Annotated in this window: 23 protein-coding genes and 1 pseudogene; 13 read left to right on the forward strand and 11 right to left on the reverse strand. The window is 57.1% G+C overall.

The features are described from left to right. Positions 1-530 (reverse strand): DUF1176 domain-containing protein (locus tag BFP96_RS02530; RefSeq protein ID WP_139113321.1); only part of this gene is annotated, 530 nt, incomplete at its 3' end. Positions 531-766: 236 nt separating this feature from the next. Between BFP96_RS02530 and BFP96_RS02535 the strand changes: the two genes are divergently transcribed. Then, a complete protein-coding gene (locus tag BFP96_RS02535; RefSeq protein WP_065935514.1) occupies positions 767-1,318 on the forward strand; it encodes an ankyrin repeat domain-containing protein in 552 nt (183 codons plus the stop codon). Positions 1,319-1,465: 147 nt separating this feature from the next. Here the strand turns inward: BFP96_RS02535 and BFP96_RS02540 are convergent, their stop codons facing one another. The 3 genes from BFP96_RS02540 to BFP96_RS02550 are packed head-to-tail and all read right to left on the reverse strand — an operon-like array spanning position 1,466 to position 3,931. Then, on the reverse strand, positions 1,466-2,134 hold the full coding sequence (locus BFP96_RS02540) for a hypothetical protein (protein WP_065935515.1): 669 nt from the start codon (positions 2,132-2,134) through the stop codon (positions 1,466-1,468). 3 nt (positions 2,135-2,137) lie between these two features. After that, a complete protein-coding gene (locus tag BFP96_RS02545) occupies positions 2,138-3,499 on the reverse strand; it encodes a M48 family metallopeptidase (RefSeq protein ID WP_065935516.1) in 1,362 nt (453 codons plus the stop codon). 3 nt (positions 3,500-3,502) lie between these two features. Further along, on the reverse strand, positions 3,503-3,931 hold the full coding sequence (locus BFP96_RS02550) for a hypothetical protein (RefSeq protein ID WP_065935517.1): 429 nt from the start codon (positions 3,929-3,931) through the stop codon (positions 3,503-3,505). 173 nt (positions 3,932-4,104) lie between these two features. Between BFP96_RS02550 and BFP96_RS02555 the strand changes: the two genes are divergently transcribed. The 3 genes from BFP96_RS02555 (at position 4,105) to BFP96_RS30785 (ending at position 6,289) form a co-directional block, all read left to right on the forward strand. Then, positions 4,105-5,052 carry a helix-turn-helix transcriptional regulator gene (locus tag BFP96_RS02555; RefSeq protein ID WP_065935518.1) on the forward strand — a complete coding sequence of 316 codons (948 nt, stop codon included), beginning with the start codon at positions 4,105-4,107 and terminating at the stop codon, positions 5,050-5,052. Between the two features lie 436 nt (positions 5,053-5,488). After that, positions 5,489-5,845 (forward strand): hypothetical protein, encoded by a 357-nt coding sequence (locus BFP96_RS02560; RefSeq protein WP_003192646.1) that lies wholly within the window; start codon positions 5,489-5,491, stop codon positions 5,843-5,845. A gap of 159 nt (positions 5,846-6,004) precedes the next feature. Next, the gene (locus BFP96_RS30785) at positions 6,005-6,289 is read left to right on the forward strand and encodes a hypothetical protein (protein ID WP_032900782.1); all 285 of its coding nucleotides are present in this window, start codon (positions 6,005-6,007) and stop codon (positions 6,287-6,289) included. 787 nt (positions 6,290-7,076) lie between these two features. Here BFP96_RS30785 and BFP96_RS28710 read toward each other — a convergent pair. Together BFP96_RS28710 and BFP96_RS02570 are read right to left on the reverse strand one after the other, a co-directional pair. Continuing rightward, positions 7,077-7,685, reverse strand: a complete 609-nt coding sequence (locus BFP96_RS28710; protein WP_003192641.1) for an RBBP9/YdeN family alpha/beta hydrolase — start codon at positions 7,683-7,685, stop codon at positions 7,077-7,079. 837 nt (positions 7,686-8,522) lie between these two features. Beyond that, positions 8,523-9,161: a TetR/AcrR family transcriptional regulator gene (locus BFP96_RS02570; RefSeq protein ID WP_003192639.1), complete on the reverse strand. Its 639-nt coding sequence runs from the start codon at positions 9,159-9,161 to the stop codon at positions 8,523-8,525. A 116-nt stretch (positions 9,162-9,277) separates the two neighbouring features. On the opposite strand from BFP96_RS02570, the gene BFP96_RS02575 reads away from it, so the two are divergent. The 8 genes from BFP96_RS02575 (at position 9,278) to BFP96_RS02610 (ending at position 17,576) form a co-directional block, all read left to right on the forward strand. Then, positions 9,278-10,828: an MFS transporter gene (locus BFP96_RS02575; protein ID WP_065935519.1), complete on the forward strand. Its 1,551-nt coding sequence runs from the start codon at positions 9,278-9,280 to the stop codon at positions 10,826-10,828. 80 nt (positions 10,829-10,908) lie between these two features. Next, on the forward strand, positions 10,909-11,511 hold the full coding sequence (locus BFP96_RS02580) for a hypothetical protein (protein WP_065935527.1): 603 nt from the start codon (positions 10,909-10,911) through the stop codon (positions 11,509-11,511). A 29-nt stretch (positions 11,512-11,540) separates the two neighbouring features. Then, positions 11,541-11,849: a hypothetical protein gene (locus tag BFP96_RS02585; protein WP_015885952.1), complete on the forward strand. Its 309-nt coding sequence runs from the start codon at positions 11,541-11,543 to the stop codon at positions 11,847-11,849. 526 nt (positions 11,850-12,375) lie between these two features. Next, entirely contained in the window at positions 12,376-13,998 is a 1,623-nt protein-coding gene (locus BFP96_RS02590) for a methyl-accepting chemotaxis protein (protein WP_065935520.1), read from the forward strand. Positions 13,999-14,028: 30 nt separating this feature from the next. Beyond that, positions 14,029-14,724, forward strand: a complete 696-nt coding sequence (locus tag BFP96_RS02595) for a DUF1963 domain-containing protein (RefSeq protein WP_065935521.1) — start codon at positions 14,029-14,031, stop codon at positions 14,722-14,724. A 158-nt stretch (positions 14,725-14,882) separates the two neighbouring features. After that, the gene (locus tag BFP96_RS02600; RefSeq protein ID WP_065895506.1) at positions 14,883-15,851 is read left to right on the forward strand and encodes a tetratricopeptide repeat protein; all 969 of its coding nucleotides are present in this window, start codon (positions 14,883-14,885) and stop codon (positions 15,849-15,851) included. 135 nt (positions 15,852-15,986) lie between these two features. Then, positions 15,987-16,646 (forward strand): hypothetical protein, encoded by a 660-nt coding sequence (locus tag BFP96_RS02605; protein ID WP_065895505.1) that lies wholly within the window; start codon positions 15,987-15,989, stop codon positions 16,644-16,646. A gap of 207 nt (positions 16,647-16,853) precedes the next feature. Beyond that, positions 16,854-17,576: a hypothetical protein gene (locus tag BFP96_RS02610; protein ID WP_065935522.1), complete on the forward strand. Its 723-nt coding sequence runs from the start codon at positions 16,854-16,856 to the stop codon at positions 17,574-17,576. A 60-nt stretch (positions 17,577-17,636) separates the two neighbouring features. Here the strand turns inward: BFP96_RS02610 and BFP96_RS02615 are convergent, their stop codons facing one another. The 5 genes from BFP96_RS02615 to BFP96_RS02635 form a co-directional block, all read right to left on the reverse strand. Further along, positions 17,637-17,870: a hypothetical protein gene (locus tag BFP96_RS02615; protein WP_065935523.1), complete on the reverse strand. Its 234-nt coding sequence runs from the start codon at positions 17,868-17,870 to the stop codon at positions 17,637-17,639. Between the two features lie 298 nt (positions 17,871-18,168). Further along, the gene (locus BFP96_RS02620; RefSeq protein ID WP_065935524.1) at positions 18,169-18,753 is read right to left on the reverse strand and encodes a hypothetical protein; all 585 of its coding nucleotides are present in this window, start codon (positions 18,751-18,753) and stop codon (positions 18,169-18,171) included. Positions 18,754-18,814: 61 nt separating this feature from the next. Then, entirely contained in the window at positions 18,815-19,534 is a 720-nt protein-coding gene (locus tag BFP96_RS02625) for a hypothetical protein (RefSeq protein WP_065935525.1), read from the reverse strand. A gap of 83 nt (positions 19,535-19,617) precedes the next feature. Next, entirely contained in the window at positions 19,618-20,346 is a 729-nt protein-coding gene (locus BFP96_RS02630; RefSeq protein ID WP_065935526.1) for a BPL-N domain-containing protein, read from the reverse strand. Between the two features lie 103 nt (positions 20,347-20,449). Further along, positions 20,450-21,904: an MFS transporter gene (locus BFP96_RS02635; RefSeq protein WP_065895501.1), complete on the reverse strand. Its 1,455-nt coding sequence runs from the start codon at positions 21,902-21,904 to the stop codon at positions 20,450-20,452. A 131-nt stretch (positions 21,905-22,035) separates the two neighbouring features. Between BFP96_RS02635 and BFP96_RS02640 the strand changes: the two are divergent. Further along, positions 22,036-22,245, forward strand: a pseudogene (locus BFP96_RS02640) (peptidase S8 and S53 subtilisin kexin sedolisin); the annotation flags it as partial.

Raw genomic sequence — 22,245 nt, forward strand, 5'->3', positions numbered from 1 at the left:
CCAGCGGGCGCCGGCCCCTTGGAGATCAGGGCGTCCTGCGTGCCGACCCGCCCCTGGACCGAGTCCATCAGCAACAGCGCCGCACTCATCCCGCTTAGCGATGCGTACGATTTATCCTCCTTGAACGGCAGTACCAGGTAGTTCCCGTTGCGCAATTCTGTGATCAGGGCGTGGGCTGACTTACCGTTCAGCGCAAACACCTCGGGTGTATCGCCTTCTTTCAATTCGCCAGGTTCAAATTGAGACTTCAGGGGTTTGTCATCAAGTGTTGGCTGGCCGTGGGGTTTTGTGTAGCTGAACACCCCGACATGCAAGGCGCCCTGCGGGCCGGCTTCACGTGTGATTCGTACGCTGAACGTTGAAAAACCAGTGTCATCGCGCTGCTGCACGGCACTGATGGCCGTGCATGTTCGTGTGTTATCGCAGCCGATAATCCAGTCCTTGATTTCGCGCGCCAACGGCACCTTCTCGGCCGCGTGGACGCAGCCAATGCCTGCAGCCAAAAGGAATATGAAAGTGCTTCGTATCATCAGACAGACGCCTTTGAACCAGTAAAAGCCTATTAGGACAGAATTATTTGCTCATACCTATTGCATGGCCGTCAGTCACAACAGAATTGCCGTAATGAACAATCGGCAATAAAAAAAAGGGGGCAGACTTTAAACAAATGAAAAACTGATATGTCGCAGCGTTACCTCCATCGTAGATAATCCCGCGCAACCTGATCCCGATTAGAATCACACTGTCGATCATAGGTCGTAAACGCATGAGCGCTCTGAACTATCTGATAAGTCAAATCTACGAGCAGGCCAAAAATGGAGACTGGGACAGCGTTATGTCGCAGTGGATGCAAGAGCCTTTGCTCGGCCGGCTTTGCAGCCTGTACCAGGCGCCCTCCTCCGGCTGGACATTCTTGCACCAAGCCGCTTATTTCGGGCGCGAGGCTGCATGCATTGAACTCATTCGCCTCGGTGGTTCAGCTGCCAGGCAGAGCGCCAAAGGGAAGTCCGCAATTGAGGTGGCTCGGGAGCATGGACACAGTGAACTCGCTCTTCTACTGGATCGGTCAAGCTTTGAGGATCGCTCCTTGTGGTCAGTTCCGTCCAACCCAGCTCTGCTGCCCAGCAGTAACCTTTTCCAGGAGGCTAATGAGCATCGCGCGAGTACGTTGATGCTCGTTGCCTATGCGGGAGGAGTGGTACAAATTCCCAGCGAAGCCAAGTATTACGCAGATTCGTTTGGGCGCCCGCTGATTGGATGGCATGGCACATTCGATCCTCCCTGTGGAATGGACGGTGAATCGATGCTGCGTATGTGAAATGCCCTGTCTATCGGCCTTGCCCATCGCATACATGCGGGGCCATACAAACGTACAAACGGGGTCCGTACAAACGGGGTCAGACCACCACTATCTGAAGTGTGGTCCGACCCTGATTTCATGACCCGGATTTCACCGTACAACCGCTCAGGAATCGCTCCGAGTGCCCTGGCGCAGCGCATCAAGCTGTCGTTGTGCGTGGGCGGCTTGGCAATAGGCGTTGAGGATGTGTGCAACCTGATCGCAATCCAGGGTAACGCCCTCATGCATCAGGCCGGCAGATTGGATGCGGATCTGCGGCTGGGGCTTTTTCAGGGCCAGGGCCTGGTTGCCGAACAGTTGTCGCGCGGAGCGATGAACAGGCAGGGGCGCATCGGGCCGCAACATCAGTTTCTGCACCGTCAGCCAGCCTTCCTCACCGGCGCAGACGTCGACAATGTCCACCAGATTCAACGGTGCGCTCAGGGTGTCTACAAACAGCTGGCGGCGGGTCAAGCGCATGAACGCGTGTTGCCCGGCGTTGCGGTGCTGCCAAGTGATCAATACAAACAACACCGCCATCACCGCGGCACACACGGTCAGGCCGGTGGCCCCGCGATTCAGGGCGTACCCCAGCAAGCCCAGGGCAATCAGCAAAAACAGCGGGCCGCGCACCTTGTACCGGCCCGAGTTGGTGAATTCGGTCTGTTCGGGTACGCGCTGGATAACCTGCTCGAGTTCGGCCATCGCACGCTCGCGCTGGGCGTCGCGGGAATCGGCATATTCCTGGCTGAGTGAACTGGCGAGATCCGACAGCGGATCGAAGGGTTGGGTCATGGGTCATTCTCCTTGAGCGTTTGGTATCTGCGGTGATCCAGGCTGCGCGGCAGCCGGCGGCGCCGTACGGGTGAGTTGGCTGAACCAGTGTCGGTCGTGCTCGGTGGGCACGCGGGTGGCCTCGGCCAGCAGCGCCTCATCCAGCGTTACGCCCAGTTGCTGGAGGCGTAATGCCGTCGGCGGGTGTGTATCGAAAGGATGCGCGATGGCATGGTCCAGCGCCGCCTCGTTCAGGCGCAACGGCGTGTGGCTCAGGTGGTCGGCCAGGGCCTGGATCAGGTTGGAGTGACGCTCAGCGAGCAGCGTGGAGATTTCACCGTCCAACGCGATCACCCGTAACAGCGCCTGGCAGAACAGACGCTCACCGCCGATATTGCCGCCCACCCGATCCGCGACCAATTCCTGAGCGCGGCCCCAGTGATGCACCGCCAGTTGAAAGTAATGCAGGAAACGTTGCGTCATCCAGATCGCCGGGCGCTCGATCCAGGCCGGGTCGGCATCCTCGGCACGGATACACGCAAAGTGCAGGCACATCAGGCTGAACTGCGCACCGATCTCGCTGCCGCGCTCGGTGTCGCGGCGGCTGAAATGGCCTAGTTCATGACCGATGATCGACGCGGTCTCGGCCTGGCTCAGGGTCGAGAGGTAGGTCAGCGGCAGGTACAGGGTACGCCCGCAGAGCAAGTCGCAGGCCGGTTGCAGGACCACATTGACGCTGGTGACGAAAAACGATTGGTCGATGCCCACCACGATATGGTCGGGTACCGGCGCGCAGGTGGCTGTGGCCAGTTGTTCAATCCACGCCCACAAGGCCGGGGCCTTGTCACGCCCGATTCTTTGCCCCAGAAGCGCCGAGGACGGGCTATCCAGGGCATGCCATCGCTGGCGCAGACGCCCGATCAACAAACATCCCGCCCACAGCACCGCAATCAGCGGCACCGCCACCACCAGCATGAACGCGCCACCGGCCTTGAAGTGGGTCCAGCCCCAGCTCAGTTCATACACCAGGCTCAGGGCCAACGCGCCCACCAACAGCCCGGTGTACGCCACCAGCCAATGCCCCAAGGCACGCCAGCAGAGGAACAGGCGGTCGTAGAGAAAATCCCGGGACTTCAGCGCGCGCCAGGCATCCAGCCTCAGCTTGATCCACGTCGCAGGCCCGGCCACCAACGCGGCGAGGGCCAGCCAGTAGGCCAGCCCCGCCAGCACCTGACGCACGCGCAGCCAGGCGTAGTCGCCGCCGATATTCTGTGCTTCGCGCAGCACGTCATCGACGCGTCCGCTTTGCACACTGGCCCAGGTCATGAGCACCGCCGGCAGCAGCAATATCGTCAGCGGCCACGACCACCGCGCGAACCGGCCCATGGCTCAGTTGGCCTGCAAATAATCGGTCAAAAACGCCTGTGCATTGCCTTGGCTGGACAGGAACTCGTCATAGCCGACGTTCAGCGCCTGCGATTCGCCAGGCAGGTACAGCTCGCCCCAGCCTTTTTGCAGCACCAGTACCACGAATTTCTGGCCGTCCACGGTGGTGGAATAGCGGGTGTCCTTGCTGGTCTTTTCCACGGTCATCTTCTGGATCTTCATGTTCCAGTCGTGGTCCACGCCCTCCAACTGCACCAGCGCCTGATTGTCAGTGCGCGCACCGATGCGCAGAGTCCAGACTTTCACGCCGCCTTCGCCAGCATAGGCCAGCACTTTTTCCGCGACTTCCGGACGATTGTCAGCCTGGGCGAGGCCCGCGATCACGGCCAGAACCAGGCCCAGCAGCGCTGCCCACTTGCGATACATCAACATTTATGGCTTCCTCGACAGTTCAAAGCCGGACATTGAAATCAAAGCGCCGGCGCCTGCCAAGCGGTCCGGCCGTGGCGCACAACAATAAGGCCGTGAGTCACAACAACTGATCGGGCTGCCCGATGTCGATATCATGCAACGCTGCCCACCCGCTCTGACGGACGCTTTTACCAATGGACCGCCGCAACCCCTATCTGGACACCCACTTCTGCTTCGATCACCCAGAGGCCCTGGACGAGGCCGGTGTATTCGATGCCAGCGCGCGGCAGGTCATCGGCAGCGCGATCGGCCATTACCGCGCTCAGACGGTGCGGTCGCACCTGCAGTATTTCGACTGCGATTTGCAGTTCCCCGAACCGTTACGTATCCACAAGGTGCTGCCCGACAGCGTATGCATCGTGCAGGTACTGGGTGGGCAATGGCAGCATCGGGTAGACGGTCGGCTAAATGAATACACCCCCGGCGCGCCTCATGTGCTGGGCTTGAGCGAAAGCATGGAAGCCATGGACCAGATGCCCGCCGGCAGCCGTGCGCGCATGGCCGGGCTGCGCATCGGCGGGGACTACCTACGCGAATTGGCCGAAGAAGACCCGTCACTGCAATCGCTGGCCAGGCTGCTCGACGATGGCATGCACTTTTCAGAACTGCACGGCTGCCGTGTCGTCGGGCATTTGTTCGAGCGCCTTTATCACTCGCCTTACCAGGGAACGTTGGAGCGGCTGAATCAGGAAAGCCTGAGCCTGGCCGTGTTGGTCGAGCTGGCGACGCACCTGGCGCCACAGCCGGCCAACCCTGAGACCGCGTTGCGCAGCCATTCGGACCTGGCCCACGAAGCACGCTTCAAGCTCGACGCCAACCTGATGAGCCCACCCGGCACTCTGGCGCTGGCACGGGAACTGGGCGTGGGTGAAACCACTCTCAGACGCGCCTTCAGCCGGGTGTACGGCCAGTCGATGCTCGATTACGTGCGCCAACAGCGCCTGGAACTGGCCCGCAACCTGCTGCGCCAGCGCAAATGGCACGTCGCACAGATTGCCCACCGCCTGGGCTACGCCAACCCTGCCAATTTCAACCATGCGTATAAGGCGTATTTCGGCCATCCGCCAGGGGCGGAGTCCTGACGCTCGGTACGCCTGCTGTGCTGGCTTACGCATCAGTACGCCGAAAAGCTCACCTCTTTGCGTCTTGCTCGGTGCATTGTCAGCGTTCCGACCCACTCGTGCCCTGCGGCTACCCACTGTCTCTTGAGTCAACTGCTCGAATTTTCGAGCGATTGTCTCCTCTGTGCTTATGGTCTGGCATCGATGGCATGAAACGCATTGAACATGTTTGGCGTTGAGGGGCATCCATGACAGGCCGCTATCGGCCAAAAGCGGTCATTCATCCAAGTACCGTTTTCGGCCAAAAGCTGACGTCACCCAAGCCGCTTCCGCTAACGTCGGACGGTCAGCCTGGGTGGCCGCGCTAACAAATGGTTATATGATCTGCCTACTAAATGAGAGCCGATTCAGGCCTATGCTTCTTCAACAACCACCTGTATGAAAAGAGCACGGCACGATGATAAATGATTCAGATTTGGCCGAAATGATTCCTTCCGCGCTAACAGGTGTAACTGTCGGGATCGGTTCGCAGATCCTGCTTTTTGGCGATATGGCTAGCGTGTTAATTCAGTGCCCATTCGCTTGTGATATCAATAGGGTATGCAAGTGGGGGCATGGTGAAGATGCTGCCACAAGCCCTTTACTTTTCGACTTTCTAAACCACGATGTAGAAGCTTTTTCAATTGATAGTTTTGGGGTTTTCACCATCACCTTCAGTACGCAAATGATCTTGCAAATCCATCCTGAGAAAAATGGATTGGAGTCTTATGTCGTGAGTACGCGGCACGATATATTTCCCATCTTGGTGTGGTAGCCAGGAACGCGATGGCTATACGACGCGAGCCCCGGCCTCCGCTCTGACTCTGGTTGCTGACACCTGTGGGTCGTCAGCTGCCGGTAGAGATAGGCTGCAACCGACCCTGTGCTGTCGCTTGTACCCCATGCACCACTTGAGCAGTGAAGGAGTCCCTATATGAAAAAGCCCCCCTTGTACCTCTTTGCCAAGGTGCGGTGCATTTGTGAGTATCGCCCCAGTGTTACGGCTATCGTGCTGTTTGGTCTCGAGGTTGAGGGTGAGGACGAACCACCGGTTTATATGGAGATTCGCTTCATTGATTACACCAGCCAGCAGATTGAAGGGGACCATCTGATGCTTTCGCTGGAGGAGGCACTTGAGTACGCTCAAGCTGATTACGGTATCCACCAGACTGATTGGCGTGCGATGAACCAAGAGGAAATTGATCGGATTACATGGTAGCTAGAGCAGCTACCGGGCCTGTTCCTGACTCGGCGTTAAAAGACGAGTGAGAACCGCAACTGATCAAGAGGAGCCCCTTCCGATGATCGCTCGCAAGACGTTGCAGCCCTCAAGGCCTCAGAAGGAATCCGTTTCGGACATTGTAGAGTTCGGTAATTTGACTGCTCGCCTGCCGCTATGAGTCGAATGCCAGATCGCAGCTCGACGTTGCACTTAAAGCTGTCAAGGTTGCCTAATGCCCTAGGCAGCGTCCGATCCGAAACTGCCATTGCGTCTTTTACACGCCGAGACCAGAACGGCTTGGGCTTGGATTCGTTCGAACCTTTCGTGGATGGTTCAGTGCAGAATTTGCGCGATGGTTTGCGCGACAAAAGCCGACCATGCAAAGAGATTCTCCGACGCTTGTTCGCTCTCGCTGAGCCAGTACGTCCTGGCACCCATAAAATATCCCCTGACATTGATCCGTAAGTGGCAGCCATCGGCTAGGCGTGAATCACACGCCCTTCAGTTAACATCGATGCCAGGATAAAGATCCGCAGGTGGGTGGTAATCGGGATCTTCAAAACGACTATTGTTGTAATGCATTTTGGCAGTAGGCCCCTCGCCTTCGTACGTCACCTCAGAATTGGGAGTCAGATGCCATCCGGTCCCATCTTTGTCGCGTTCGATCAGCGACGGATACAACGTACATGTCCCGCCCGAACCGGATGTCAGCATGAATTGGTAATAGCGTCCGGCTTGGAGCGTGAAGCAGTAACGAGTGCGTGTCCCGTGGATACGCCAGCGGCTAAATCTGTGTCTCGTGCCCAAGAAGCCTCGCAATAACCGTACATATTTCTGGAAACTGTACAAATCCCTCGCGGTCGAGAAAATGTCCCCCACCACTAACGACTTCTTGCTCGGCTTTGAGGTTGCGGGACAGTTCGATAGATGCTGCCGGCTCAACAATTGAATCGTTGTCGGAAAACAGCGAGATGATTTTCTGTGTACGACGGCAAACTTCCGCGTGGTCCAGCGGTGCATCTGTGAAGGCGTGTAGCTCTGGCAACGTAGACACCGTTCTATCGAAGCCGGAGACCAGCAAGACTCCGCCAGTTAGGGTGTGTGCGGGTAAGGACAACAAGTGCCGTAGAGCAGCGATGCATCCAAGACTATGCCCTATGAGGATCGTGTTTGTGTCAGCTGCTGGCAGTGATTGCTGCAACGCCAATGCCCATTTTATTGGATCAGGATTGAACGAATCAGGCATAGCTGGAATGCTAACTTGCGCGCCTTGCTCCCGTAGCACCTCCGCCAACCACGGAAACCAGTTCACATTGGGCGAGGCAGTATAACCATGCACAATTACAACGTGTTTACCGTCATAGCGGTTCGATGTTCTGTTGGCTGCATGCATATTGGGTATCAGAGATCAGCGGATTGATCGGTCGCTGATACTACACTTTCTGCTTTCGGCCGGCGAGGATGTCACAGCTGATAAATTGAGCGATCTGGATGATTCCCTGCAACGCGTGTCGTGGTATGCGTCCAATCGCGGCCATCGGCAATGCGGTTGTAATCTAGGGCTGATGGCAATTCGTGGCCGTCAATGACCACGACTCGTGCTGGTCACTCCGTTGAAAATGGCTGGTCAAATGCGATGCAAACGAGTGGTCAAGTGAGGGCCAATTTCGCATGAGTGACACAAGGCCTGATTTCGGCAAACTCGCCCTGCCGCAAGAAGCGATGCAGTCGTGTTTTTTGCGGCACAGGCGGCAATGGCAATGGATCACTGATTTGGATGTGGCGGATGGCTCCTAGGTGACGTCTGCGCATAAGCAGCTTCCTTGGTATACCGTTGTCGTACGCTTTTCCGATCATGCGAAAATGTCAGCGTAACCCTCCACTTAAGTCAGTCGACCTACCTGTAAAGATCCTAACAAACCAAACCGTCGAGGGCGTGGGTGGCTCACAATCACACTGCGATTTATCGGGCTGGCGAGTTGGAGGGCTGATGGGGTTTTCGCGAGCAAGCTCGCGCATACAGGCGTGAGATGTCGGGGGGACGTATGCATAGCGCCAGGTCAGCGCCTTTCCAGCCAGGCAAGCCTGAGCATTTCATGTGCCCCGGTCGGTTACGAGGCACATGGTAGCTCCCTTCAGCCACCGATATCCTGAGGCAACGCCAAGTAGAACGATAAGGCACCAAAATATACTGGCGAGCGTCTGCTTCTGGCCGAAGTACCGCCTCCGATCAGGCTTGTTTGACGCCGTTGGGTAACATCAGCAGGCAAGCATCAGCAACGGCATGGGCAAACGGGGCGAAGTCCTCGGTATTAGCGGCGATGATGTTATCAGTCGCGCCATGGACGCCCGCATAAATGAGCAATGCCACAACGTTCGGATGTTCTGGCGCCCAATTGCCGGCCAGCTTGCCCCCTTCAATAATCGCAAGCAATTGCTCGAGAATAGCGTTCTTCGAGCCGTTGGCACGATCATGATGGTGGTGGTTCACGTAGACGATATCGTGGATACGATATGTCTTGACGTAGGTTTCGATGTTGGCGTGAATCCAGGCGCGAAGACGCTCTTCCCAGTCATCGGCAGCGCAGCGCGCCATTGCATTGTCCAGGCTGAGCATGAAGCGCTCGGTATAGCGCACGGCCAGAGCGTCAAGCATTTCGTTCTTGGAAGAAAAGTAGTGATAAAACGTGCCCTTGGCCACTTGAGCTGACTCAACGATCTCGTTGATCGTGGTGGCCTCGACCCCCTGAGCTAGAAAAAGCTTCTCGGCTGCCGCCATCAGTTCATCCAGACGTACTTCGGCGGGTTTGGTCCGGGGCTTGGGAGCACGTTCTGTCGCCGGAGCTTTTACGGGGGCTTTGGTTTTCATCGTCTCGTTTCAAACAATTCGTCAAAGGAAATCAGTGTAAAGGAGGGAACCAATCGAGGTGGGAAAAAGTTGGAATGATCCATTGACCGACGGTCAGTCGGCAAATATCATGAGGCATGAACATTGATCGCTCCGCCTCAGATAACCCGGTCACCCGCCGCTTTCCCCGCATAGCGGCGCTATGTGCAGCCTACCTCGGCACGTTTCTCGCTACGCTGGATATCAGCGTCGTGAACGTGGCACTACCGACACTGCAAGACGCGTTGCAAACGGATATTTCCGGTCTTCAATGGGTCGTCAATGCATACACGATCTGTTTGTCAGCCTTCATGCTGTCTTCGGGGCCAATCGCCGATCGTTATGGGCATAAGCGGGCCTGGCTGGCAGGTGTAGGGGTGTTTACTGTCGGCTCAGCAGTTTGCGCTATGGCATCCAACCTGGATTTACTGCTGTTCGGGAGGGCGGTGCAGGGAGTCGCCGGTGCGCTTCTGATCCCGGGTGCCCTGCCAATTCTCAGCCATGCATTTCCAGACGCTGAAGAGCGTGCTCACGTCATTGGTGGCTGGTCGGCGTTCAGCGCATTGGCGCTTATCCTGGGGCCATTGCTGGGTGGCTTGTTGCTCCATGGCATAGGTTGGCAGAGTATTTTTGTTATCAACCTGCCTCTTGGGATGATTGCCATAGGCCTGGGCATCTGGGGGATCAGGGAGCACAAACAGCAAGCGCGCACAGCGCTGGATCCGGCAGGGCAAGTGCTCAGCGTCGTGTGTCTTGCCAGCCTGACTTATGGGCTCATCAGTATCGGCCAGCCGGGCTTGAACTCTTTGATACCCATAGCGGCGCTGGCAGTTGCCCTGGTGGTGTTTATTTTGTTTATGTTTGTAGAGCGGTGTGTAGATCGACCGTTATTGCCACTTTCGCTGTTTCGCAGGCGTTCGTTTGCCGTGGTCAACCTGGCCTCTTTTACCCTGGGTTTTTCGTACTACAGCTGCCTGTTCTTCTTCTCGATCTATTTACAGACGATTCAAGGCTTGTCAGTGGTTGAAACGGGTTGGCGAATGATGCCGCAGTTTCTGGTCACCGGCTGCGTGTCGATTTTGTACGGGCGCTTGAGCGCAGTGATGACATCGCGAAGACTTCTGGTGGCCGGTTATGGCGTGACGGCGCTGGCGATGTCTACCATGGTGACCTTCACAGCACATACCCCTTATTGGATTGTGGGCACCCTGTTCGGGCTTCTGGGGCTCGGAGCCGGTCTCGCAGTACCTGCCACCAGCATGGCGGTTATGACCGCCGCACCGATTGATCGTATGGGGGTGGCCTCTACCACGATGAACGCGTTGCGTCAGATGGGCATGACAATCGGCGTCGCCTTTTTGGGCACGCTCATGAGCAGCGATGCGTCACGAGTGCTAGCTGCCGCGCTGCGTGATCAAGGGGTAGCCAAAGCGCCTGAGATTGCGCGGTATGTGATTGCTCATGGTGTGGCATCAAGTGACTCGCTGATTGTTTCTACACTTTTTGTTCCCGCGATGGAGCACGGGTTTCATGTGGCAATGATGGTTTCCGGGCTCGCCTGTGCACTGGTGGCCCTGATGCTGTTAATCACCTCTTTTGAGGCCGACACCTTGCCATCGCCCCCACCGAAACACACAGATGGCGGCTGACTTTGCTTCAGAGTGGAGCCAGCCTTGAAATTCACCTGCAGTTCTGTGGTCTGTACAACAATCCCGTAAAGGACTGTTTTATGTCTATTCGCCGTACCCTCTGTTTCCTGACGCTGCCGTTGTTCGCAGGTTGCCAGTATTTGCCCCACACCAACTACTTCACCGCGCCCGAAAACGAGCCCAATCCTGCCTGGGTACGTATCGTCGACTACACGCAACATGCCGAAGTTTACCAATACGAAAACGGTAAACGTTCGGGCGGCGCTGTTCGCACCGGCCTCCTGCCGTTCACCCATACACAAGACGTGGGCATGCCCAAGGCAGGGCAAGACCTCACATGGGACTATTACGAAACGCGGATCCGACCCGGTATCGAAACGCAGGTGGATCTTTTCTGGGAGGGGGCACGCACTCGCTCCTGCCACATCTCGACGAAGTTTACTCCCCAAGCCGGACTCTATTACCAGTTCAGGCTGACATCCGGCTCATCAGGCAGCTGTAGGGTGTACGCATCGCTGATTGAGCGCGACACAGAAGGAAACGGTTGGCATCTCACGCCGAATCCGCAGGTGACCTACAACGGTGATGGACCGACGGCCCAAACCTATTACCAGAACAGTAGGTTTGAGGACCCCGATTATCATCCACCTGAAGCTCTGTATCCGGGGATGGACATTTACTAGACAGGTGCACGACTACAAGGAATCGTTAATTGGCTAGCGCGAAATACTTCCGAACGCTCGGCGAGCGAGCCTCAGAAGATGTGTTCGCATGGGCGGCATTTGTCGCGCAAACAGAATTCCAGTGGAAAGACACAGCGTCAGTCCAGGACGCCGTCGCCTGGCAGCGTATTTGGTTCGAGCTTGAAATACTCAACGGGCTTGCGTTGGCGCATTGGGAGGATGAGGGAAAGCCTATTAACTGGTCGAGCCGCTGGAATACCGACTATCGACAAGAAGCGGCGGCCCTGGCGAATGACTTGCTGGAGCTTTTGTGCGATGCAGAATCATCTGGAGGCTGAACCATCACGCTGGTCTCACGCAAAGTGCCCAGAAGTCGGATTGCGGCGAACAACGACCCGACGGTCAGCTCAATAGGCATCTAAACCGCTCTTCAGGGAGTTTCTCTGCAAAAATCGCGTCGGCTTTCAGCAGCACACCCTCAAATATGCCAGCTTATCCATCCCCATCCGCGCGCTTGTGCAATAGAGCATTTTATAAACCGCTCACACCGTATTGTTCCTCACTGCGTTGATGCTCTTTTGGCTGATACTGCGCGTAGAGGTTGTAGAGTGATCACGGGATGACTGCTTCTGGCCGAAAGCCGCCCTTCATCTCAACTCCAAACAACAGGATATCTCCAAGGGAAACACAACAAAAATTCCTAACGCCGCCGGTCGAACTCCCCTCAAGAACCGCTCTACCACGCCGATGACAAGGCTAATAGCTTGCGCGGCCACAGCCGCCAACCGATACCGCAGACAGGGAAGTTTGGCCGTTTTTCACGCCCAACCCGGCGCACCTCAATCCTGTCATGAGTATCAACCCATGCTGCAAAAATCCCTGAGAGCTCAAATCCTCACGCTGCTGAGCGCCAGCCTGCTGGCGATATTGCTGATTGCCCTGGCCTGCTTTCATTTTCTGTCCAAAGGCGTGCAAAACTACGCCAACCTGATCGAAGGTCCGTTGCACACTTCGCAATTGATCGATGAGGCCAACTTGCAATTCAAGGTGCAGGTTCAGGAGTGGAAAAACGTATTGCTGCGGGGCAAGCAGCCGGCGGACCTGGACAAATACTGGAAGCAATTCGAAGACCGTCAGCGCGACGTACAGGGGATACTCGGCGAGCTGGCCGGCCAGAAAGGCCTGGACGGCCAACTCAAGACCCGCATCGAACGCCTGCGTGACGAACACCGTCAGTTGGGCAGCGCTTACCAGAAAGGTCGCGATGCCTATATCGCCGCCGGGGCGGACCCGACCGCAGGCGACGCCGCCGTCAAAGGTGTGGACCGCGCCACCAGCGATCAGATGAGCGAACTGGTCAGCGAACTGCGTAAGCAGGGCACCGAGCAATCGGCGCTGATCAGCGCAGCAGCCGATCGCACGGTGATATTGGGGACTACCGTGATGCTCGCCTCGGGGCTGTTGATCGGCCTGTTGAGCCTTTGGTTGATCAACCGCAACTTGGTTGACCCCATCCGCAAGCTGATCGACTACGTGGAGCAGTTGAGCCGAGGCAAATTTGCCGAACGCGTGGCCAGCGCCCGTAAAGACGAGTTAGGCAAACTGGCCATGGCCGCCAACACCCTGCGCGATTTTCTTGCCGAAACCTTCAGCCGCCTGCAGCGCAGCGCCAATGACCTGGACAGCGCCAGTGGCGAGTTGAGCGCCATCGCCGGCCTCATCGCCAGCGGCACCAACGAGCAGTTCAACCGTACCGATCAAGTGGCGACGGCGATGAACGAAATGTCCGCCACCGCCCAGGAAGTGGCACGTCATGCGGCCGATGCCGCACGGGCGGCCGATGATGCCGACCAGTCCGCGCAGCAGGGCGAAAAAGTCATGAGCAACACCATTCACACCATCACCCAGATGCGTGGCGAGATCGTCAACACCGCCACCGTGATCCGTCGCCTGGAAACCGACAGTGGTCGCATCAGCAAGGTGCTGGAGGTCATTCGCGGCATCGCCGAGCAGACTAACTTGCTGGCACTGAACGCGGCGATCGAAGCGGCCCGTGCAGGTGACGCCGGACGCGGTTTTGCGGTAGTCGCAGACGAGGTGCGCAGCCTGGCTCAGCGTACGGCGACATCGATCATCGAGATCAATCAGATCATCCAGACCGTGCAAACCGGCGCGGAAGACGCGGCAAAGGCGATTGAAAGCGGCCAGACGCGCAGTGAAGAAAGTGTCGCGCAAGTGAATCAGGCCGGTGTCATGCTGGAGCGCATCACCCATGCGGTGGAAGCCATTCGCGACATGAACCGTCAGATTGCTACCGCCGCCGAAGAGCAAACCTCTGTGGCCGAAGATATCTCGCGCAACCTCACCGAAATCACCTCGATTGCCAGTACCAACCTGGACAATGTGCAGCGCACCGAAGCGGCAAGCCACAACCTTCACGGGTTGTCCGGACAGTTGAATGAAGTGACGGCACGCCTGAGTGCCTAGCTAATACCTGATAGCAAGGACGCCTCCCCCATGGACCTCCACCAAATCAAACACCACCTGGCCCGTCCCACACTGAAACTCACCGCCGGGGGCTTTCGCCCTCTCGGTACTGACGAAGAAAGCTGGCTAGGCAACGTCTTCCTGTTCAGTCCCGATGAAGGCGTGCCGGTCAATCAGGCAGGGCAGCCGTTGCTGCCCTATGCCCAGTTCTACCTGCCCGCCCTGCCCTTTATCAGCCCGTTACTAACGGGAGTGCGTGTGGTGACGGTATTTATTTCAAATCCATTTCCCGAACCCTTTGAGCCCATGGGCGACAATTGGGTGATCCGCGAATACGGGCCACAGGATATGTTGGTGCGCAAGGTGCTGCCGGTGGAGGGTACGTTTCTCAAAGCCTTCGCGCTGAACGCCCAGGTCGTGCCGGAAGATTTTCCGCTGTGGGATGGCGGCGGCGTACCGGCTGATGTTGAGCAGGCGATACTCGAGCTGCAACGCGCGGGCGAACTGCAGAGCTACTACGATCTGGTCACTCACACCTACGAGCACAAAATTGGCGGCTATCCGTCGTTTTGCCAGTCAGGGGTGGGTCCGGGCGAAGGCTTCGAGTTTGTCTTCCAGATTTCGTCGGATGCGAAGATCAATTTGAATGTGGTCGACAATGGGAGCCTGATGTTCTGGAAGCACGTTGAGACTGGGGAATGGGCGTTTTATTATGATTTTTACTGAGGCTTGAAGAGGCGCAAGCGCATTTCCCCGCACACGCATGAAGCTGAGCCAATTTCCCCAAATGCAGCTGCGCCGTTCCAAACCAGACATTTAAATTTGTCTGTAAACCATGAGCGCCTTAGCATCACTGCAAATAACGGATCGTTGAAAGGCCCCTCATGCACCTTCATGGACTGAAAGCTCTATTACCGTGGTCACTGCTCGTCATGATGTGTTGCGCCGAAGCCGCCACAGTGGCAGCGAGCGACAAAGCGGTAAGCCTCTTCGAAGCGCAACAATACCGGGCGACGATTGAGGAAGCGGATCGCGTGCTTCAAACCGATCCGGCCAACCCCGAGGTGTTGAATATCAAGGCGTTGGCAGTGTCCGCGCGGGGTGATGACCGCACCGCGATCCGCCTGGTTACCCAGGCACTGGAGGCGGCTAAACAGAATGGCCAGGTATCCATCGCACAACAGGCGACCTACTGGAACAACCTCGGTTATTTACACGAACGACAACGCAATCTGGACATTGCCCTGGGCTACTATGAAAAAGCCTTGAAAATGCGCCTCGCGGTTCTGAGCGCAGATGACCTGCTGATTGCCGATACCTATAACAACATCGGTACCGCTCAGAGCAAATTGGGCCGATATGAAGAGGCCTTCGAAAACCTGCGCAAAAATCTCGCGCTGAGAAAGCGAATAGTGGGAGACCACGACGCTTCGGTCGCCGTGTCACTGAACAACCTGGGCAATGCCTATAACCTCCAGGGCAACCACCAGGCCGCACTGCCGCTTTTTCAGCAGGCACTGGACATCGACATGGCCCTGCACGGGCCCCGGCATCCGACGGTCGCCATCCGTTGGAACAACCTCGGCGACGCCTATCGCGGCCTGGGCCAGTACGACAAAGCGCTAACCTACCTGACCAAGGCGCTGAACAGTGACCGCGCAACGTTCGGGGAGAACCACCCCAAGGTAATTTTGCGCTATTTCAACCTGGCAAGAGTCTACGAGGCTGAAGGTGACACCGCCAAAGCGCGCGAGGCCTATACAAAAGCGCTGCAAATACTCAGACAGGTCGACCCCGAAGACTTTGCACAAATCCGCTACTTCGAGGAAAAGCTTCGGACATTGGAAGGCTAGTGAAACCTGGGTCTGGACGACATTTGAACAGTGATACTCTGCCTCCCGATTTGTAACAATCTTGAGATAGTGAATTCAACTTCAAAACCTCTTAACGCCAACAACAAACTTACAAACCATGAGCAAGCATTAAACATGACCAATATTAACAGCCAGATCGAAGCGCTCGCCTTCTTTACCAGCATAAACACTAGACTTGGCGGCATTGCCCTATCATATCTGGCCACATTGGAGAAAATCTCTGAGGTTTCAAGTACGAATTGGTCTAATAACGAGCTGGACAGATATGAACTGAAGCAGCGAATGAAAGAGGTCGGCAGTGCAACATATCAATTTTACGAATCCCTACATGAAAATTCTATTATGGCGCTTTCAAAAGCTATCGAGGATATAACCATTGAGCTGAAGAGATATGTAAAATTCAAGTTCGACCCCATAAAAAACAATCACGATGTAATATACCTTAAGGACTTACAAATTATCAGGGCCTTAGCTAACATTATCAAACATAACGTAAGTCAACTGGAAAGGAACACTTCTGAATCTGCAAAATTTTTAGTTGATGAGTGCTCCATGGAAAATGATAGGGAGCTAAGCACCTTTATTCATAAAAGACATGAATCATTTAACATTCCAGAGCTCATCCCTAAAGTTTATCTAGCAATGCTAGACCTAGTAAAAAAAGCCTTGAGAGTAAATCACCCACTCCTGGACCTAGGATATAATGAGGCTTTTAACCTGATATACATACAACTTTTACCTGAGGTTCTAAACATCACCAGACCCTATAAATAATGCGAACACCAAACTGCCAACTTCCAGAAATTACAAATAGACTATCTTTTTACTGAACCCGGCAGTTCACGAACGACAGTTTGGGACGATAGTGGCCAAAGGCGACGAGTAAAATTGGGGTCACACCACCACTCAGAATAATGACAGTCGGCCCCCGGTCTTCGGAAGCACGACCGCTTATCGCCAAGCAGGCACGAAGGAGAACCAATGTCCGCCGAAATCGAAAAATACCTGCAAATCAACGCCGAGATCGAGCAAACCTACAAACAAACGCTGCGCAGCAAACGCCAGCAAACTCGGGCAGGCAGGGATGCCCGGCTCGATAGAGCCTACTTTTGGTTTGCCCTGGTCGGGCCATCGATTCTGGCCATACCGCTGACCGTTATTGGTAAATGGACTCACACCTACTTGTTGTACAACGTGAGTGCGGGACTGATCGCGCTATCTTACCTGGCAATGTTTTTCTACCCGTTGCTGGGGGTGTTGCTTTACCGCGACTCGCTGAAAAAAGTCTTCACCGCGCCCTTCGCCAATTTGCTGGAGTTGAACGTCAAAACGCTCATGCAGGTAGAGGCCCGTTATTTACCGCAATTGGCAGCCCTCTCGCGCGAGACGCTGAAGCTGGGTGCGCTGGAACTGAAAAGCGAGCGCGACAGCCTGGAAAAACGCACGCATATGGTGACGGGCGCGCTGGAGAAGGTTGGTATCCTCCCCGGCTTGCTGGCGCTCGTTGTCGCGCTCTCAAGCCTGGACACCATGCTGGTCAGCGTCGGCATTACTGAGCATATGGAGTGGTTATTGGCGATAGCGGCGATCAATACCTTTTTCTTCGTGATGTGCTGCTATGTGCAGTTCATCATTGTGCGCTACGAGCGCATGATCGCCCTCACCGAACTGGCAGTGGACTGTAAGGATCGGCAAACAACCTGAGCGTTGCCCTGAGTTGGGCCCTGGTGGCGGAAAACAACCGGCATCAGGGACCACGTACCTTCAGCCCTTCAACTCACCGGCACGATTGCTCGCCGCATCATCGTAGGCCACGTACAACGCCTCGGCGATCGGGCTTTTGATGGCCTTGGTGGACTCCAGGCCCAGCACGAACCCTTCGGCCTTGCCGCCGGCGCGGTTGAGTTCTTCGTGGGTGGCAGCGCCGGTGATGGCGTCCAAGAGTTTGGCGGCGTGGGGGCCTACGCCTTTGGGCAGGGAGATTTGGTCGATGGACATGGCGGTACCTTTAAGAATGAGGTCGGTAGCGCGTGTAACCACTGCCGGGGCGAGCATGGTAAACCGGCTGGCGAAGAAAGGGGCCGCTTTCGGCTAATGCCCGTCAGTTAAGGCTTTTTGTAGGAGCGAGGGGGCGCCTGGCTCTTGCTTGCGAAAAACTCACAGGCACCGTGTTCATTCAGGAAACACGCGTTATCGTTGACGTTTTTCGCGAGCAAGCTCGCTCCTACAGAGAGCGGTGTTCGCTTAACTGACTGGCATTAGCCGCTTTCGGTCCTTGAAATGCGCCAGCGCAGCGTCACGGCCGACAATCACTTCGCAGCTGCTCAAGCATTATCCTGGCCGCCGGACTTCCATTTGAAGCATCAACTTCTTTTTCAAGCAGGTACATGCTGATGCCTTCCCTGATCAATTTATCGACAACCTCGGAGTACTGCATGATATTAGGCGTGCGGCTGTCCAGATACAGCGCATGGTATTTGAACTGATCTCGTATAGTTTCACACCATCCACGCTGCGCCCTTAAGTCGTCAACCTCCAAAACCTCCTCCGCCGAAAAAATCAGATAGGCGACATAGTTCTCGTACTGTTCAAGGTCTTTGCCGGCCTCGAGGCTATAGAGTTTAGGGTTATTGAACGGATAGGAGGCGGCCGAAAACTGCGGATGGGATAACGCCATACTCAAATACTCACGGTATATTGACTTCGCGGCAGCGACCCTTGACTCATTCAGCTGATTATAAGCAACACCTGCCGCCGCCACTGCGACCAAAAAAGTTAACAACGATGAAATTGCTGATACGTGGGAGTATTTTCCCATGCAGAGTTTGCGCACTATGAAAACACCGAAAATAACAGCCGCTATACAAATTGCAATTACCATGACACGCCTTAATAAATCAGCTTTAGAAAAGTAAAACCTGGGTCATTTGATCATGCCTGTCTCAACCCTGGAGACTCCACCCACGCCGCTCATACATCGCCCTCTCCGTCTCCTCCGTCGCCCGCTCCCCCTTGTACGCCAACTGGGTCACCAAGAACCGGTCCTTGATGTCCGTCAGATCCGACGGGTCGTAGGTTCTGAGCATCGGCGCTAGGTCGATGGATTTGGCGAAGTTTTCGTTGGTCACGCTGTAGTAGCCCATGACACTGCCGGACCAGGGCGAGCCCGCGTCCGTCATGTCGATGGTGGCGTCGCGGTAGGCCACGGCGGCAGTTTTCAGCTCAGCGGAGCCGTTGAGCAGAACGGTAAGGCGTTTGATGTTCGCTTCGCCTAGCTGACCGGACTTGTCGAGCACTTTCAGGCGGCCGTCGGCTTCGACGGTAAAGCCGTAATCGGTTGCGGCCAGGTCAGGTGCGGTGCTGGCCAACGTTGATTCGAATGCGGTGAAGGCGCTTTTCAGTACGGCTTGTGCACCATTGAAGCGCTCGGCAAAGCGAGGAAACTCAGGCGATTCGGAGCGGCCGACCCAGACGTCTATGACCTGCACGGGTTCGCGCAGGGTTTGGGCGGCTTCGCTGGGATGGTAGACGGCCGCCGGGCCGGCGTTTGCCAAGGCCTGGCCGGCGGCCTCGGACGGCGCCTGGGGCGTGAGTGTCTGCTCGGAAGGCGCAAGGCGCGTATTGGCTGGGGCTAAATGGGCAGCGCTGACGGAAAGTGCCATTTCAATCGGTCCATGATTGGCGGGTTCATGGAGGTTATCGGCGTAAAGGGCTCGATCTTTAGGCGCGCTCGGGCCAGCAAGCCTTACTCTTGCACGCTGCGTATCAGCGTGCCGAACAGGTTCCCACGCGGCATCTTGTCCAGTGGGATGTCAGCGTCCTCGAACCAGGCCTGCCCGGCTTCGGGGTGGGGTCCGCTGAGCACCACCACGCCCTTTTTATAGGTGTAACGCGCGGCCGCCACGTCGCCGTTCTGGTAGGTGGCCAGGGTGGTATAGGCAGAGGTGGTGGCCTTGGGGAAGTACGGGCCATCCTGGTAGAACACCGTATCCGGCTTGCCGTCCCAGGTGACGCGCACGGCGGCGTCTTCGATGCCGCTCACTTCGAAGCCTGGCCGGCCTGCTTCGCTGTCGAGGTCCTGGGTAATCAAGCCGAGGTTGTTGTCATCGGCCAGGTATGCGCCCATGCACAACCCCAGGTAGCGCCCGCCCCCGGCGACGTAATCGCGGATGGCATCGGCGCGCGCATCGCCCAGGCTGTCCAGCGCGGCCGGGATGTCCTGGCCGCCCCCGGGTTGAACGTAGAGGTCGTAGCGCGCGAGGGTTTGCGGGGTGATGTCGACCGGTTCATCGGCGCCGACAAAATCGATCTGGTAATGCGGGTCCAGACGCAGCAGCGCCGCCTTGACGTTTTGCGAACAATCGGCACAGCCTGCCGGGCCCCGGTAGATGGCCACATGGGTGATCGGCGTGGCGGCGTGCGCCTGGGCGGCGGCGAAAACGAGAAGCGTGGCGGCGATAGCGTGCAGGTTCATGGGAATGCGCTCTGTAGCAGATGGGATTCGCGTACCACAGCCTAAATCGAATAGCCCGCGAAAACCGTTAACAGTTGTAAACAACCACCGTTGAAAGGCCCCCTTACCCAGCCGCCTGCGACAACGGCCGCGCCACCTGTTCCAGGGCCTTGCGCTCAGCCGCCACGCCCCAGATCGCCTGCACCACCGCTGCGATGAGCATCAGCGCCGCGCCGATCAGGTAGCCGATCAACAGGCTGCTACGCTGCTGCGTCTGGATCAACTCGCCAAACAACGTCGGCCCGATGATCCCGCCCAGCCCCGTGCCGAACGCGTAGAACACCGCAATCGCCAGCGCGCGTATCTCCAGGGGAAAAGTCTCCGCCACGGTCAGGTACGCCGAACTCGCCGCTGCCGAGGCGAAGAAGAAAATCACCATCCAGGCGATGGCTTGCTCGGTCACGTCGAACCAGCCTTGCTGAAAGGCATAGCCGCTGAGCGCCAGCAGCACGCCGGAGGTGGCGTAGGTAAAGCTGATCATCACGCGCCGACCGATCACGTCGAACAGCCGGCCGAGCAGCAGCGGCCCGCAGAAGTTGCCGAGGGCCAGAGGCAGCACGTACCAGCCGACGTGCTCGGCGGGCACCTGGTAGAAGTCGGTGAGCACCAGCGCGTAGGTGAAAAAGATCGCGTTGTAGAAAAATGCCTGGGCGGTGAGCAGGGTCATGCCGACCAGGGCGCGACGACGATAGCTGACGAACAGGGTGTGGAAAATTTCCGCCAATGGCGTGTGGTCGCGGGCATGCAGGCGCAGCGGCGGACTGCTGACGGGTGCCAGCGCATGGCCCTGCTCGCGCAGGCGCGCCTCGATGCCGTCGACAATGCGCTGTGCTTCGGCGTGGCGGCCGTGGATCAGCAACCAGCGCGGGCTCTCCGGCAACCACAGGCGCATCACCAGGATAACCAGGCCCAACGCGGCACCGATGCCGAAGCACAGGCGCCAGCCGAGGTCGCCGCCGACGATCTGCGGGTCGAGCAGCACAATGGCACCGCCGGCACCGAGGGCGGCGCCCAGCCAGAAGGTGCCGTTGATGGTCAGGTCGACCCAGCCGCGATAGCGTGCCGGGGTGAATTCCTGGATGGTCGAGTTGATCGCCGTGTATTCGCCGCCGATGCCCATGCCGGTGAGGAAGCGGAACAGCAGAAAGCTTTCCAGGTTGAAGGAAAACGCCGTGGCGGCGGTGGCGCCCACATAGAGCCACAGGGTGATGAAGAACAGTTTGCGCCGGCCCAGGCGGTCAGTGAGCCAACCGAACAGCAGCGCACCCAGCACCGCGCCGGCGATGTAGACGCCACCGGCGAGGCCGATGTCGACGTTGCTGAAATTCAAGCCCGTGCTGCTTTTCAGCGCACCGGACACTGAACCCGCCAGGGTCACTTCAAGACCGTCGAGCAGCCAGGTAATGCCCAGGGCGAACACCAGCAAGGTGTGGAACCGGCCCCAGGGCAGGCGGTCCAGGCGTGCGGGCAGGTCGGTTTCGAACAGCGCGCCAGGGGTGGTGGAGTGTGGTTGGGTCATTGTCACATCCGTCATGTGCAGTCCCTCGTCAGTTATGAGTGAGTCTTTTGAGGGGGAGTTCAACGGGGTTACGCTGAACGAAGGGGCGGATGGCGCAGTCGCACTATCAGGCCCCGGCAAGGAACCCACTGATGCCTCTGAACCCTGCTGCTTTCGCACTGCTGTTGAGCCTGGCCGCCGGTACGGCGCTCGCCTCCCAGGAACCCCTGCGCCTGGAACAGCTGAAACGCTGCGGTGACCTGCTGGAAGACCAACAGCAGGACTGGTGCCTGCGCGTGCGCGGCATGGGCGATGCCACCGCGCAGTTGAAACTGGGCGGCGAGGTGCTGCCGCAGGACGCC

Origin of the sequence: Pseudomonas sp. 34 E 7 (genome assembly GCF_900005715.1) — a bacterium.
GTDB classification, from domain to species: Bacteria; Pseudomonadota; Gammaproteobacteria; order Pseudomonadales; family Pseudomonadaceae; genus Aquipseudomonas; species Aquipseudomonas orientalis_A.